Raw genomic sequence first — 14,563 nt, 5'->3', positions numbered from 1 at the left:
ACGCAAGGAACTCCGATGAGACGTTTAGACATTCTGCTGTGCGGGAGCAGCCTTGCGCTGTCCCGCCTGGCCGGCGAGCTGCGCCAGATGGGCCACCAGGTTCACCTGCTGCAAACGCCTGCCAGTTTCGACCATTGGCAATTGCACGCCTCGGACCTGATCGTCGATGACGCGACCCTGGCACCGTGGCCGGAGCTGGGCGAAACGCGCCAGCTTTCGCTACAGGTCGCTGCCGATCAGCTGAGCCCGATGGCAGCCGTGCAGCTGCTGGTGCTGACCCGCGAGGGCGAACAGCCCTGGCAATGCCTCGAGCGGCTGGATGTCCCTGAGGAGGCTTCAGGCAACGGCGCGGACCTGGTGCTGAACGCCATGCAGGAGGTGGTCGAAGCTGCAGCGGCTCACATCAGTGGCTTCTCGCGCAACGAAGCGTATTTCAGTCAGTGCCGACTGCAGGCTTTGCCAGCGAACCCATTGGCCGGGCTCGATCAGCTCGATAGCCTGGCGTTCACCCATCGCTGCAACGCCACCGACGTGCCTGCCCTGACCACGGCCGCCGCCACCTCGTTCATCGCGCGCCTGGCGCACGCCATGGTGGTGCATCAGCACGCTCCGGCGCTGCTTATCGAGGGTCGCCAGGTCAGTTATCGCGAGCTGCACGCCATGACCGTGGCGATTCAGGAGCGCTTGTTGCCGCTGCTGGCCGACCAGCATGGCCAAGCGGTGGTCGCTGTGGCCTTGGGCAAAGGCCTGGCGCTGTACGCCTCGGTACTGGCCGTGCTGGGTTGCGGGGCCGTGTACCTGCCGCTCGATCCGCAGCACCCGCTCGAGCGTCGTCAGATGATCGTCGAGCACGCCCAGGCCAGCGTCATCATCCACGAGGGTGACCTTGGCTTCTCTGCAAACCACCATGCGCTGGATGTGGGCCATCTGAGTGCGGTGCATCACGGTGCCGATGGCCATGCTGCCGTCGCCCTGGCAGCCCATCAGTCGCTGATGCGCAGTGCGTGGGACAGTCAGCGCGCCTGCGTGGCCATCTATACCTCCGGAACCACAGGGGTGCCTAAAGGCGTGCTGCTCTCGGTGGCCAACCTCAGCCACTTCTGCGCCTGGTATGCCGAGCATGTGCAGATTGGCGCGCAAACCCGGGCCTTGCAGTTCTCCACGATCAACTTCGATGCATCGATGCTGGACATCTTCCCGACGCTGATCGGCGGCGGTTGCCTGGTGGTACCCAACGAAGATCAGCGCCGCGACCCTGCGGCGCTGGCTCAGCTGATTGCCCAGGCGCAGGTCAGCCATGCCTTCCTGCCACCTGCCTTGCTCAGCATCATGCCGCTCGAGAGCCTGCGAGGCATTGAGCACCTGGTGACCGGCGGTGATGTCTGCGAGCCGCACGTCATCGACGGGCTGGGTGGGTATTGCCAGTTGCACAACATCTATGGGCCGACCGAGACGACCGTGTTGGCCACCAGCCGGGTCATGCGTGCGGGTGATTCCAACCGCCTGCTGGGCATGCCGATCGCCAACACGCGGCTGTATCTGCTGGACGAGCAGGGCATGCCGGTCGGCCAAGGGCAAACGGGCGAGGTCTACATCGCCGGGCCTGGCGTGGGGCTGGGTTACCTGAACAACCCCAGCGCCACCTTGGAGCGCTACTTGCCGGGGATCGGCGCGCTGCAGGGCGAACGGCTGTACCGCACGGGCGACCTGGCACGCTGGGGCAATGAAGGTCTGCAGATCATCGGCCGGTTGGACAACCAAGTAAAAATCCGCGGTTTCCGGGTCGAACCGGAAGAAGTCGAGCACGTCCTGCGCGGCAGCAACCTGTTCGCCCAGTTGGCCGTGGTCATCGATGAGCAACGCCGTATCGTGGCGTGCTTCGCCGAGCCGCGAGACGGCGATGCAGCCGCGGCCCTGCAGGCCTTGCAGGCACATGCCGAAAAGCATCTGCCTGACTATATGCGTCCGTCGCGCTGGCGCCAGCTCGATACGCTACCGGCCACCGCCAATGGCAAGGTCGACCGCAAGGCATTGCGGGCACTGCCCGACGATCAGCGCCAACGCCAGGTGCGCCACGCGCCGCTGAGCGAAGGGGTGCAGGTGCTGTTGCCGATCTGGGCCAACCTGCTGGAGATCGAGGCCGACGAGATTGGCTTGGATGACAGCTTCTTCAACCTGGGCGGGCATTCGATCCTGCTTTCGCGCATGCTCATGGATATTCGCGATGCTTTCGGCAAAGGCGTTTCGATCAACCGCTTCATCGAGCAGCCGACCTTGGCCAATCTTGATCGCTTGCTCGCCCAGGACGAGGCGGCCGAGGCCACGGTCAGTCCCAAGGCATTGGCCGATGCCAACCTCAGTGTCGACCTGAACGTATTGCCCCTGAGTCAGTTGGGCGACGTGCACAAGGTCATCGTCACAGGCGCCAATGGCTTCCTGGGTGTGCACATCGTTGAAGCCTTGCTCGAGCTCGGTACCACCGAGGTCGCTTGCCTGGTGCGCGGTTCAGCCGGACAGACCGCGCAGCAGCGCTTCGCCCAGGCGCTTGTGGATAACCGCCTGGAACACCTCGACATGAGCCGTGTTCGCGTGCTGGCGGCGGATATCAGCCAGCCGTTGCTGGGCCTTGCGCGCGAGGAGTACGAGCGGCTCGACCAGGAGTACGGCGTATTGATCTACAACGCCGCCAACGTCAACCATGTGCTCGACTATGAGTCGCTGGTCAAGGACAACGTGGCACCTGTCATCGAGTGCCTGAAACTATGCGAAGGGCGAAGCAAGAAGATCTTCAACTTCATCTCGACCCTGTCGGCGTCCAGCAGCGTGGACAGCAGTGGTCGAGTGCTGGAGGCGCCGCCCGCACCCACGCCGCCGATCTACATCCGCAATGGCTACAACCTGTCCAAATGGGTCGGTGAGCGCATCCTGTGGAATGCCAGCGAGCGAGGGGTCAAGGTCAACCTGTACCGGCCGGGCAACATTGCGTTCAACACTCGAACCGGTGTTTGCCAGCCGCATCAGAACCGCTTGATGCTGATGCTCAAAGGCTCGTTGCAGCTCAAGGAAGTGCCGCAATTGTCGCTGAACTTCGACCTGATGCCGGTCGACTTCCTTGCGCGCTTCATCGGTTTCCACGCCAGCCGTCACACCGGCACTCGCGCCGTTTTCAACCTGCACAACCCCGAGCCGCTGAGCTGGGATGCCTACGTCGAGGCGTTCCGCCCCATGGGCCACGACTTCAAATGGGTGCCGATCAGCGACTGGCAGCGACGCTTGTCGACCATCGAGAGCGACAACGCGCTGTTTGGCGTGGTCGGTTTCTACCTCAATGGCTTCGAAGAAGACATCGGCGACATCTCGATGATCGAGCACAGCAATGCCCGCCACGGCATCGACAGCATGGGCGAGCAATACCCCCTCAAGAGCCCTAATCTGCTGCGCCTTGGCTGTGAGTTCTTGAAAGAAATCGACTTCATCTAACCGATCAAAGGAGCTGAACATGCAACATTGCGAACCCGATACCCTTATCCAGAACCCAACCGGCACCCCAGTCGTCGCCGCCGTGACGGTCAACGCCGACGCGCGCAGCGTGTGGAACATCGTCGGCAACTTCGCCGGCTTCCCGGTATTCATCCCGGCGCTTTCGCACATCGAAATGACCGGCACGGGTGTGCGTTCCGTGCGCAAGAAGTTGTTCAAGGACGGTAACGTGGTCATCGAACAACTCAACAGCCATGACGATCAGGGCATGGTCATGACCTGGTCGCTCATCTACACCTCGCTCAATATCGGCAACCTCTGGGCGCGCATGGAAGTGGTCGAGCAGGGACCCAACCAATCGCTGGCAACCTGGACCATCATCGGCGAGCCATACAAGGGCACGCCTGAAGACCTACCGGCCTTCCAGACCTTCTTGCAGGGTTTTGCCGACGGCGCGATGGCTAACGTCAAGCAGATGTTCGCCTGACTTTCGTCGCACCTGCCAAAGCCCTGGCTCAATGCCAGGGCTTTGCTTTTTCCGCCTTGGCCAATTCAACCGGCCAGCGCTGTTGACGCCCGTGCCTTGATGCGGGCCTGAAGGGCGTCCACGCTCAGCGCACCGCCACCGAACGCAGCAATCTGCAGCAACCCCCCGGCAATCGAAATGTTCTTGAAGAAGTTGATGAACTGACCCTGGTCAGCAAGGTTGCTGTGGAACGCCACGGCAGTCACTACGGTAAACAGCGCCATGAGCACAGCCACAATGCGCGTTTGAAAGCCGATGATCAGCAGCGCCGCCAAGCCCAGCTCGACACCCAGCGCTGCGAGATAGCTCAACAGCGGGAAGGGCAGGCCGCTGGATTCGATGTAGGCGAGGGTGGCGTCCGCAGCCGCCAGCTTGCTGAAGCCGCTGAGCAAGAAGAGGGCGGCCAGCAGTAGACGACCGGCGACTGCGGCAGTTGCTGAAAAAGTGTTCATGTTGAGGCTCCTGATTATGCGTTTAAATGACTGAACGGCGTGTTGCCGTCGCGGTATGTATGCCATTTTGCGCATGCAGTTAGAGCAAGACAATTGCATGGTTGAGTGAATCATTGTTCCAATTTTTGGGACAATCAACTTACCCTGGCTTTGATCAGAAAATGTACAACTTCAAGGACTGATCGCTTTTGTGCATCGGTTGATGAAAATTCAGCGATTATCTCAGTCGCCTATTTCACCCATCATTTCCGTAACAAGCGCTTACAATTTTTCAAGAAACGCTGGAGATGCATCATGAGTCTGCCGTCACATTCGGTGCCTGAGGGTAAATCCAAGGCCGGAATGGTGTTCAGGGTTACCTCTGGTAACTTCCTTGAACAGTTCGATTTCTTCTTGTTTGGCTTCTATGCCACGCATATCGCTGCCGCCTTCTTCCCTGCGTCCAACGAATTCGCTTCGCTGATGATGACCTTCGCCGTATTCGGCGCAGGCTTCCTGATGCGCCCGCTCGGTGCGGTGATCCTGGGTGCCTACATTGATGACGTAGGCCGACGCAAAGGGCTGATCGTCACCCTGGCGATCATGGCCAGCGGCACGTTGTTGATCGTGCTGGTGCCTGGATACGCCAGCATCGGCCTGCTGGCCCCGGCGCTGGTGCTGCTCGGCCGGCTGCTGCAAGGTTTCTCGGCGGGTGCCGAGCTTGGCGGTGTGTCGGTCTACCTTGCGGAAATGGCCACCCCTGGGCACAAAGGCTTCTATGCAAGCTGGCAGTCCGCTAGTCAGCAGGTGGCCATCGTCGTCGCGGCGGCGCTGGGCTTTGGCCTCAATCAGTGGCTGTCGGCGGCCGAAATTGCCCAATGGGGCTGGCGGGTGCCGTTCGGTGTGGGTTGCTTGATCGTGCCGATGATTTTTCTGCTGCGCCGCAACCTGCAGGAAACCGAAGAGTTCGCTGCCCGCAAACACCGGCCGACCATGAAAGCGGTGTTGGCCACCTTGTACAGCAATGCCAGTGTCGTCGTACTGGGGATGCTCATGGTGGCAATGACCACCACGGCGTTCTACATGATTACCGTCTACGCCCCCACCTTCGGCAAGACCGTGCTGCAACTGAGCACTGCGGATGCGCTGATCGTCACTCTGCTGGTCGGCGTGTCGAATTTCATCTGGCTGCCCATTGGCGGGGCCTTGAGCGACCGTTTCGGGCGCAAGCCGCTGCTCAGCGCCATGTCGCTGATGACGGTTCTCACCGCTTACCCGGCGTTGTCGTACCTGGCCCAGTCGCCAAGTTTCGGTCACATGCTCGAGGTGCTGCTGTGGTTCTCGTTCCTCTATGGCTTGTACAACGGTGCGATGATTCCGGCGCTTACCGAAATCATGCCGGTCGAAGTGCGGGTAGCAGGTTTCTCCCTGGCCTATAGCCTGGCCACGGCGGTTTTCGGTGGCTTCACACCGGCCATCTCGACGTGGTTGATCCACGCCACGGGCGACAAGGCTGCCCCGGCTTACTGGATGATGTTCGCCGGCTTGTGTGCCTTCGTCGCCACTTGGGTGCTGTATCGCCGCCTGGCCAACCGGGTCGCGGTACCGGCTTGACGCCTGTCAGTGCGCACTGATCTGCGCTGCCGGCGTTACGCCCGGCAGTTCCCCGATCAGCCGCACCATTTCCAACGCTGCGGGCGTCAGCGTGCGGCCACGGCGCTTGAGCAGGCCCATGGCGCGGGTCACCCTGGGCTCGACCAAGGCAACGCTGGCCAACAGCGGATGCGGCATGGGTGGCAGGGCGATGGACGGCACCGCGGCCACGCCCACGCCGGCTTCGATCAAACCGAGCAAAGTTGTGACATGCCGTGCCTCACACACGCTCTCCCTGTTGACTGGGACACCCGCCAGAGCCCGGTCTAGCACCAGGCGATTGCCCGATGACCTGTTCAGCGAGATGTAGTCGTGCGCATAGGCCTGCGCCCAGGTCACCTGGCGCTGGCCCGCCAGCGGGTGATCGTTGCGACAGACCAGAACGTAGCACTCTTCCAGCAAGGCACTGAATTCGATTTCCGGGGCCAGGTTGCCGGCGAAGCTCAGACCGAAGTCCGCCTCACCTGAAGCGACCGCTGCACTGACTTCGTTGGCCGAGGCGTCGTGCAGATTGATCCGCACTTTCGGGTACTGAGCATGAAACACCCGGATGACGTGGGGCATGAAGTAGTAGGCAGCGGAGGGAACGCAGGCGATGGTCAGGGTGCCGGTGCGCAAGGTAGTGCCGTCGCCGACACTGAGCAGGGCCAGGTCCAGGTCATCGAGCAGCCGCTCGACCTGAGGCAGGAAAGCGCGTCCGACGTTGGTCAACGAGACTTTCCGCGTGGTGCGCTCCAGCAGCTTGACCCCAAGCGCCGACTCGAGCTTTTCAATGCGTCGGCTCAGGGCCGACTGGGTGATGCGAATGCTGTCGGCGGCGCGGCGGAAGCTGCCTTGCTCGACGACTGCGCGGAAGGCCTGCAAGTCATTCAGGTCGAAATTGATGCTCACCCGCTGGGCTCCGCTGGTTTGATCGAAAGCGTGCATCAATGGTATTTCGAATCAACCGGCGGAGCCAGCTCGGGCAGATCTGCATGGCGTGTCGTGCACGCTGATGGCGGGCTGTATGGGCCGTTGTGGGATTTGCCGATCTAAAACCCGTAGCGATGTTTTGTTGAAGCAAGCATAAAGCGGCGCAAGATCAGGCGCTGCGCTGCGCGTCGTATGCAATGAACCGAGCCACTTGATCCTCCGACCTACGACCTTGGTCGTCGACCCAGGAAACATCCTACGGATGAACTACGCTTTCGCGGCGACGATCAATATTCATGACGTGGTAGCCATTTAGGGATTGGAGGAGTATTCATGCTTGCTCAACTTCCACCGGCTCTGCAAAGCCTGCATTTGCCGCTACGGCTGAAACTGTGGGACGGCAACCAGTTCGACCTGGGTCCCAGCCCGCAGGTGACCATCCTGGTCAAGGAGCCCCAGCTGATCAGTCAGCTGACCCATCCGAGCATGGACGAATTGGGCGCTGCGTTCGTAGAGGGCAAACTGGAGCTCGAAGGCGATATCGGCGAGGCTATTCGGGTCTGCGACGAATTGAGTGAGGCGTTGCTTCACGAGGAGGATAACGGACCACCGCTTCGCCAATCCCACGACAAAGACACCGACGCTGAGGCAATCTCCTATCACTACGATGTCTCCAACGAGTTTTACCAGCTCTGGCTCGACCGAGACATGGTCTACTCGTGCGCTTATTTCCGTGAGCCAGACAACACGCTCGATCAGGCTCAGCAAGACAAGTTCGACCATCTGTGCCGCAAGCTGCGCCTGGATGCCGGGGAGTATCTGCTGGATGTCGGTTGCGGCTGGGGCGGGCTTGCGCGGTTTGCTGCGCGCGAATATGGCGCCAAGGTCTTCGGCATCACGCTGAGCAGAGAGCAGCTTAAGCTCGGCCAAGCGCGCGTCAAAGCCGAAGGCCTGACTGATCGGGTCGACCTGCAGATCCTCGACTACCGTGACCTGCCCCAGGATGGCCGCTTCGACAAAGTGGTCAGCGTCGGCATGTTCGAGCACGTCGGTCACGCCAATCTGCCCCTGTATTGTCAGAAGCTGTTCGGTGCTGTACGCGAGGGTGGAGTGGTGATGAACCACGGTATCACCGCCAAGCACGTCGACGGCCGACCGGTTGGGCGCGGAGCAGGTGAGTTCATCGACCGTTATGTGTTCCCCCATGGCGAGCTTCCGCACCTTTCGATGATCAGCGCCAGTATCTGCCAGGCGGGGCTCGAGGTGGTCGATGTCGAGAGCCTGCGTTTGCACTACGCCAAGACACTGCATCACTGGAGCGAGAATCTGGAAAACCAGTTGCACAAGGCTGCGGCCCTGGTGCCAGACAAGACCCTGCGCATTTGGCGTCTGTACCTTGCCGGCTGCGCCTACGCTTTCCAGAAGGGCTGGATCAACCTGCACCAGATACTGGCCGTCAAACCCTACGCCGATGGCCACCACGATCTACCGTGGACGCGGGAAGATCTGTACCGCTGACTCAGCCCAGGGGTCGCTGAGCGACCCCTGACGGGTTCAGAGGATGGGTGAGATCAGGCGCGCGATGCGCATGCCCAGTTGCTGGATCCGGTGTGTATCCAGGGTATCTACCGCGGTGATTTCCTTTGACTGGGCAAAGTCGTCGAGCAACATGGCTTGGACCTGATTGGCGAACGTGCGATCCACTGTGAGCAGGGTGATCTCGAAGTTCAGCCGGAATGAGCGGTTGTCCAGGTTGGCACTGCCGATCGCGCTGACCTCATCATCGACCAGTACCACCTTCTGGTGCACGAAGCCTGGTTGGTAGCGGAACATGCGCACACCGGCCCTGACCGCCTCGAAGGCGAACAGACTGGAGGCCGCGAACACGATGCGATGATCTGGGCGCGACGGAATCAGCACCCGCACATCGACACCGCGCAGTACGGCCAGGCGCAGGGCTGCGAACACGGCTTCGTCGGGTATGAAATACGGACTGGTGATCCATACCCGTTTGCTCGCCGAGTGGATCGCTTCGATGAAGAACAGTGAGCAGGTCTCCTGCGAGTCGGCCGGGCCACTGGCAAGTGCCTGGCAGAGTACGCCGTTGTCCGGGTAGGTGTCGGGCAGGATCAACGGCGGCAGTTGGCGGGTGGCCCAGTACCAGTCTTCGGCGAACGACTCCTGCAGGCAGGCCAGTACCGGTCCGCTTATCTGCACATGGGTGTCGCGCCAAGGCGCCAGGGGTGGACATTCGCCAAGGTATTCATCGCCCACGTTATGGCCACCGATGAAGCCGACCAGGCCGTCGACCACCACGATCTTGCGGTGGTTACGGAAGTTGACCTGAAAGCGGTTGAACCATCCGCGCCGAGTGGCGAACGCATGGATCTGCACACCGCCTTTGCGCAGCGCGCGGCTGTAGCTTGCTGGTAATGCATGGCTACCCACCTGGTCGTACAGCACGAACACTTGCACACCCTCAGCGGCCTTTCGCAGCAGCAACTGCTGCAGGGCACAGCCAAGTTTGTCGTCATGAATGATGAAGAACTGCACCAGCACCACTTCGCGGGCCTGCTCAATGGCAGCGAAAATTGCAGCGAATGTATCCCTGCCGTTGATCAGCAGCTTGACCTGATTGTTGGCCAGGCAAGGCATCCGCCCCAGCTTCGGCATGGCGCGCAGTGCAGCGTAGCTGGCCGACTCTTTGGCAGTGAGCGCTTCCTCCACCCATGGGCGCCAGTTCAGGTTGGCCATGGCCACATGCATTTCCTGGTTCGCCTGACGCCTGGCTTGGATGTACGCATAAAAGGATCGCGCGCCAAAAATCAGGTAAGGGATGAGCGTGAGGTATGGAATGAAGAACAGCGACATTGCCCAGGCAATCGCGCCCTGAGCGGTACGGACGGTGAAAACCGCGTGCAGCGCGGCTACGATGCCCAGCAGGTGAACGAGGCCGAGTACATAGCCGAAGAAATAGGGGCTGTGATAATCCATACGCATCCTGCTTGGCGAGAACCTGATCGCTAACAAAACACGTTACATATGCGCCTTGCAACCAGATTGCCGATTTGGCGTCTAAGCCTCTGTCCGGCTGCTGAGCCGGTATTTCCGAGGAGCATTCATTCATGAAAAATCGTCTGCCACTGTTGGCTCTGGCCTTGGGCCTGAGCGCCCCCTTGGCGCATGCACAGATGTTGCAGCCTGGCCTGTGGGAGCTGACTACCAGCAACATGCAGGTCGATGGCAAACCGTTACCTGACATGCAGTTCATGCTCGGCCAGTTGAAAAACCTGCCGCCGGATCAACGCGCCATGATGGAAGGCATGCTCGCCAAGCAAGGCGTTACCATCGGTGGTAACGGAGTGCGTTCGTGCTTGACACCAGAGCAGGTGCAGACCAACGACATCCCGCTGCAGGATCCCAAGTCCGGTTGCACTCAAAAGATCACTGACCGCACCGGCAATGTCTGGAAGTTCGAATTCAGTTGCCCCAAGGCCCAGGGTACCGGACAGGCGACCTTCCTTAGCGACAAGGAATTCACGACGACCGTGAACGGCACTTTCAACGCGTCTGGGGTACAACAACAGGGCAGTATGAACACCAAGGCCGTCTGGCTAGGTAATGACTGCGGCACGGTGAAGCCCCGCACCTGATGCTCAGCGTCGGCTGAATGTGCTGTGCGTGGAACATGTGCTGCAGTGCATGTTCCACGTGGAACATCGCTGAACTGTTACCGACAGCCACCTACCAAACTGCAGTGCAGATCGAAGCGCTGCCCGCTTGAACTCGATACACGGTTCACCGTAGTCCAGCCGATACGACGGCTGTATCCGAACCAAACCTCACCATCGCTGGCTAATCCTGTGTAAAAACTCAGGCTACCGTATCGACTGTTGGTCTGAGCCCAGCGTCTGCCAGTGGCGCTGTCGAACCCGCGCAGAACTAAATCCTCGCCTGCCGTCTGTATGCTGTAAAAACTGCCGTTGGCGTTGTGGCATGCCAATAGCGTAGCGCTACGCGTACAACGAGATAGCGAGGTGCTTGTTGCCCATGTGATGGAGGGCGCACTCAGCAGAGCTGTCAGTAGCAGGCGCATGCAAATCATCGAGCTCAAGAAATTCTCCGACAACCGAGTCTTGGCGAAATCGTAATGTTACTTTATAACGTTATGAAATGCATCGTTTCGAATGCGTCCGCTCGATGAGGATTGGCCATGAACAACCGTCTCCCTGTCACCGTGCTGTCCGGCTTTTTAGGCGCAGGCAAAAGCACGCTGCTCAATCATGTACTGCGCAACCGCGATAACCTGCGCGTTGCCGTTATCGTCAATGACATGAGCGAAATCAACATCGACGCCAGTGAAGTGCAGCGCAACGTGAGCCTCAATCGCGCCGAAGAAAAACTGGTGGAGATGAGCAATGGCTGCATCTGCTGCACCTTGCGCGAAGACTTGCTGGAAGAAGTGGCGCGGCTCGCTGAAGCGGGTCGTTTCGATTATCTGCTGATCGAGTCCACAGGGATCTCGGAGCCGCTCCCGGTGGCCGAGACTTTCACCTTCCGCGATGAACAGGGTCGAAGCCTCTCAGACATGGCGAGGCTCGACACCATGGTGACGGTGGTCGATGGCCTCAACTTCATGCGCGATTATCAGGCCGCCGACAGCCTGGCCAGCCGTGGCGAGACGCTCGGTGACGATGATGAGCGCTCGATCAGCGACTTGTTGATCGAGCAGGTCGAGTTCGCTGATGTGCTGCTGCTGAGCAAGATCGACTTGATCAGCCAGCATGAGCGCGAAGAGCTCATGGCGATTCTGCGCACGCTCAACGCGCGTGCGCACATCGTGCCGATGGTGATGGGTGAGGTGGCGCTGTCACAGATTCTCGACACCGGCCTGTTCGACTTCGAACAAGCCGCCCAGGCGCCCGGCTGGCTGCAAGAGCTGCGTGGTGAGCATGTACCTGAAACCGAAGAGTACGGCATCGCCTCCAGTACCTGGGTCGCCCGCCGGCCATTGCACCCGCAACGCTTCTACGACTTCATTCAGAATGACTGGAGCAATGGGCGGTTGCTGCGCTCGAAAGGGTTCTTCTGGCTCGCCAGCAAATTCCAGGAGGCCGGTAGCTGGTCCCAGGCCGGGGGGATGATGCGGCACGGTCTGGCAGGCCGCTGGTGGCGATTCGTGCCGCGCGAGCACTGGCCGCAAGATGAGCAGAGCACGGCAGACATTCTCAAACACTGGAGCGCCGAAACCGGCGACTGCCGGCAAGAGCTGGTGTTCATTGGGCAGAATGTCGACTTCGCCAGGTTATCCACAGAGCTGGAGGCGTGCCTGCTCACCGACGATGAAATGGCGTTGGGCGCCATGGCTTGGTTGCGACTGCCGGATCCTTTCGGGCCTTGGCATGCTGAGGAGGCGGCATGACGCCGGCTGGATTGGGTGTGGATATCCGCCAGGTAGCGAGTGATTCGCCGTCGGTACTGACGGAGATTTTTCAGGACGGCGTTAACCTGGCAGTGTGGCAGCGCCGCTTGCCTGCCCAGGTTGAAGATTTTGCGGCATTGGCAGTAGGTCTCGGCGCGCTGGCGGCTGATCAGCGTGTGCTGGAGGTCGACGAGCATGCAGAGCCGTCCCTCCCAGGTCTGCTGGAGGAAGCGGCGGACTTTTACGGTTACCCTGGTTTCGTCGCCGATGTGCAATGGCTGGTATCGGCTTACACCTGTCTGGTCGGCGCACGCCGCGTGGGGCTACGCCTGCGCGTCCTGCAGGGGGCAATGTGCCCAAGGTTCCATGTGGATAACGTACCCCTGCGGTTGCTGACAACCTATGCAGGGCCTGGCAGTGAGTGGTTGCAAGAAGGTGCCATCGCACGACAGGGGTTGCAGCATGCAGCGCCCCCTGTGGATAACATCCAGACGTTACGCACAGGGGACGTGGCCGTTCTCAAAGGCGAACGATGGGCGGGAAATGAGGGCGCTGGACTTATCCACCGCTCGCCGCCAGGCGACCAGCGCAGACTACTGCTTAGCCTTGACTGGTTGGCCTGAGGGCGCATAGTGGTCATTTGCCCTTGAAGACCCACATGCTCCAGAACATTCCAACCCATGTCATCGCTGGACCGCTAGGAGCGGGTAAAACTACCGTGATCCGCCACCTGCTCGCCCAGCGCCCGCCTCAGGAGCGCTGGGCGGTATTGGTCAATGAATTCGGCCAAGTAGGGCTCGATGCCGCGCTGCTGGCTCAAGACCGTGACGGCATCGCTATAGGCGAGGTGGCGGGTGGTTGCGTGTGCTGCGTGAATGGCGCGCCTTTCCAGGTCGGCTTGGGGCGTCTTCTGCGCCGTGCCAAGCCTCACCGGCTGTTCATCGAACCTTCGGGGCTTGGCCATCCTGTGCAAGTGCTCAGGCAGCTTGGGCAAACGCCCTGGGTCGGCGTGCTGGCAGTACAGCCGCTGGTGATGGTGCTCGATGCACACAGTCTGGCTCGGAGCGAAAAGTTACCCGTAGCTCAGGCGCAAGCGCTCGACGTTGCGGGGCTGGTCGTCCTGAATAAAGCAGAGCTTGTGGATGAATATGATAAGTTGTTGATAAATAAACAGTTTAATTCTGTCCACAGGGTTTGGACCCAGCACGGCGGGCTTCGGGCCGAGTCCCTGCCCAACTTGCCCACAACGGCAAATCGCCTCACGGTTGTGGACGATCATGCTGACGGAGACTTGCCCACAGCCCCGTCACCCCTGTGGATAGATCCCGCTACGCCGTTTTTCTTTGTTGGGGATGGAGCGGGTGGTTGGAGTGCCGGTTGGCGTTTTCATCCAAGCCAGCGGTTTGACCCCAGCCGCTTGCGTGCTGTGCTTGCCACCCTGCCGTGGCGGCGGGCCAAGGGCGTTATCCACAGCACGGATGGCTGGCAGTCATTCAACGGACTGGCGGGTGAGCTGCCGCAGTGGCTGGAGTCCGACTGGCGCTGCGATTCGCGCATCGAGCTGATCTTCGAGCGAGCCCAGCCGCAGGCGCCGCTGATGGCCGCGATCGCCGGCTGCTTGAGCAGATGACTGCCCCGGCGCCCTGACCGCAGCCAGTCAGTTATGCCAGCGGTTGTGCTCCTGACGCCACTGTTGCATCTCGATGACGTTGTCCGTGCGCGGCGGTGTCTTGATCTCGAACGGATAGGGTGCAAGTTCGATCTGCACGCTGTGAGCGCCGAACTGGGTCACGGTGCCTGGGTGACGCTGTTCGCCGGTGACCGTGAATTCAAAAGCGTAGATCCGCGCCAGTCGCTTCTTGCCGCTGGCATCGCGCACGAACGCGATCCGCTTGAGCGCAACGGCGTCATCGAGCAATTCGAGGTCGAGCTTCGCGCAGTGCTGTTTGACGCGCTCGAGGGCCTTCTCGCGCAGCCCGTGGTTGTGCCATAGCCACGCGCCTGCGGTGGCCACCACCATCAACACGAAGAGGTTCTCCAGGGTCAACATTTACGTATGCTCCAAACAAGTCGAACCAGCTTAACTGCGTCCCTGGCCTGTCGTACAGGTGGCAATCGAGTTCATACTGCGCGACGCAC

13 protein-coding genes are annotated in these 14,563 nt (G+C 60.6%); 8 read left to right on the top strand and 5 right to left on the bottom strand.

The genetic code is table 11. From position 1 onward, the window contains the following. The first annotated feature begins 15 nt into the window (after window positions 1–15). Window positions 16–3,480 carry an amino acid adenylation domain-containing protein gene (locus tag ACLEJW_RS07240; RefSeq protein WP_145184543.1) on the top strand — a complete coding sequence of 1,155 codons (3,465 nt, stop codon included), beginning with the start codon at window positions 16–18 and terminating at the stop codon, window positions 3,478–3,480. Window positions 3,481–3,499: 19 nt separating this feature from the next. Beyond that, the gene (locus ACLEJW_RS07235; RefSeq protein WP_145184540.1) at window positions 3,500–3,967 is read left to right on the top strand and encodes an SRPBCC family protein; all 468 of its coding nucleotides are present in this window, start codon (window positions 3,500–3,502) and stop codon (window positions 3,965–3,967) included. Window positions 3,968–4,032: 65 nt separating this feature from the next. Here the strand turns inward: ACLEJW_RS07235 and ACLEJW_RS07230 are convergent, their stop codons facing one another. Further along, window positions 4,033–4,458: a DoxX family protein gene (locus tag ACLEJW_RS07230; RefSeq protein ID WP_145184537.1), complete on the bottom strand. Its 426-nt coding sequence runs from the start codon at window positions 4,456–4,458 to the stop codon at window positions 4,033–4,035. Between the two features lie 294 nt (window positions 4,459–4,752). Between ACLEJW_RS07230 and ACLEJW_RS07225 the strand changes: the two genes are divergently transcribed. After that, window positions 4,753–6,051: an MFS transporter gene (locus tag ACLEJW_RS07225; RefSeq protein ID WP_145184534.1), complete on the top strand. Its 1,299-nt coding sequence runs from the start codon at window positions 4,753–4,755 to the stop codon at window positions 6,049–6,051. A 6-nt stretch (window positions 6,052–6,057) separates the two neighbouring features. On the opposite strand, the gene ACLEJW_RS07220 is transcribed toward ACLEJW_RS07225, so the two are convergent. After that, complete coding sequence (locus ACLEJW_RS07220; protein WP_440777294.1) at window positions 6,058–6,981, bottom strand: LysR family transcriptional regulator; 924 nt, start codon at window positions 6,979–6,981, stop codon at window positions 6,058–6,060. Window positions 6,982–7,335: 354 nt separating this feature from the next. On the opposite strand from ACLEJW_RS07220, the gene cfaB reads away from it, so the two are divergent. Beyond that, the gene (gene cfaB / locus ACLEJW_RS07215) at window positions 7,336–8,520 is read left to right on the top strand and encodes a C17 cyclopropane fatty acid synthase CfaB (protein WP_145184529.1); all 1,185 of its coding nucleotides are present in this window, start codon (window positions 7,336–7,338) and stop codon (window positions 8,518–8,520) included. Window positions 8,521–8,556: 36 nt separating this feature from the next. Here cfaB and cls read toward each other — a convergent pair whose 3' ends face one another. Beyond that, window positions 8,557–9,996, bottom strand: coding sequence for a cardiolipin synthase (cls, locus tag ACLEJW_RS07210; RefSeq protein WP_145184527.1), 1,440 nt, complete (start codon window positions 9,994–9,996; stop codon window positions 8,557–8,559). A 131-nt stretch (window positions 9,997–10,127) separates the two neighbouring features. Between cls and ACLEJW_RS07205 the strand changes: the two genes are divergently transcribed. Next, window positions 10,128–10,655: a DUF3617 domain-containing protein gene (locus tag ACLEJW_RS07205; RefSeq protein ID WP_145184525.1), complete on the top strand. Its 528-nt coding sequence runs from the start codon at window positions 10,128–10,130 to the stop codon at window positions 10,653–10,655. 77 nt (window positions 10,656–10,732) lie between these two features. Here the strand turns inward: ACLEJW_RS07205 and ACLEJW_RS07200 are convergent, their stop codons facing one another. After that, a complete protein-coding gene (locus ACLEJW_RS07200) occupies window positions 10,733–11,098 on the bottom strand; it encodes a glutamine synthetase (protein ID WP_440777293.1) in 366 nt (121 codons plus the stop codon). Window positions 11,099–11,215: 117 nt separating this feature from the next. Between ACLEJW_RS07200 and zigA the strand changes: the two genes are divergently transcribed. The 3 genes from zigA to ACLEJW_RS07185 are packed head-to-tail and all read left to right on the top strand — an operon-like array spanning window position 11,216 to window position 14,054. Next, the gene (zigA, locus tag ACLEJW_RS07195; protein ID WP_440777292.1) at window positions 11,216–12,424 is read left to right on the top strand and encodes a zinc metallochaperone GTPase ZigA; all 1,209 of its coding nucleotides are present in this window, start codon (window positions 11,216–11,218) and stop codon (window positions 12,422–12,424) included. Continuing rightward, window positions 12,421–13,047, top strand: coding sequence for a DUF1826 domain-containing protein (locus tag ACLEJW_RS07190; protein ID WP_145184521.1), 627 nt, complete (start codon window positions 12,421–12,423; stop codon window positions 13,045–13,047). Before zigA ends, ACLEJW_RS07190 begins: the two co-directional genes overlap by 4 nt. 35 nt (window positions 13,048–13,082) lie before the next feature. After that, window positions 13,083–14,054: a CobW family GTP-binding protein gene (locus tag ACLEJW_RS07185; protein WP_440777291.1), complete on the top strand. Its 972-nt coding sequence runs from the start codon at window positions 13,083–13,085 to the stop codon at window positions 14,052–14,054. A 27-nt stretch (window positions 14,055–14,081) separates the two neighbouring features. Here ACLEJW_RS07185 and ACLEJW_RS07180 read toward each other — a convergent pair whose 3' ends face one another. Beyond that, window positions 14,082–14,474 carry a DUF3301 domain-containing protein gene (locus tag ACLEJW_RS07180; protein ID WP_145184516.1) on the bottom strand — a complete coding sequence of 131 codons (393 nt, stop codon included), beginning with the start codon at window positions 14,472–14,474 and terminating at the stop codon, window positions 14,082–14,084. Window positions 14,475–14,563 lie beyond the last annotated feature (89 nt).

It is taken from the genome of Pseudomonas sp. SMSB3, assembly GCF_052041965.1.
GTDB lineage: Bacteria > Pseudomonadota > Gammaproteobacteria > Pseudomonadales > Pseudomonadaceae > Aquipseudomonas.
The sequence above is the reverse complement of the archived record's forward strand: the minus strand, read 5'-3'. Positions and strand labels throughout refer to the sequence as shown.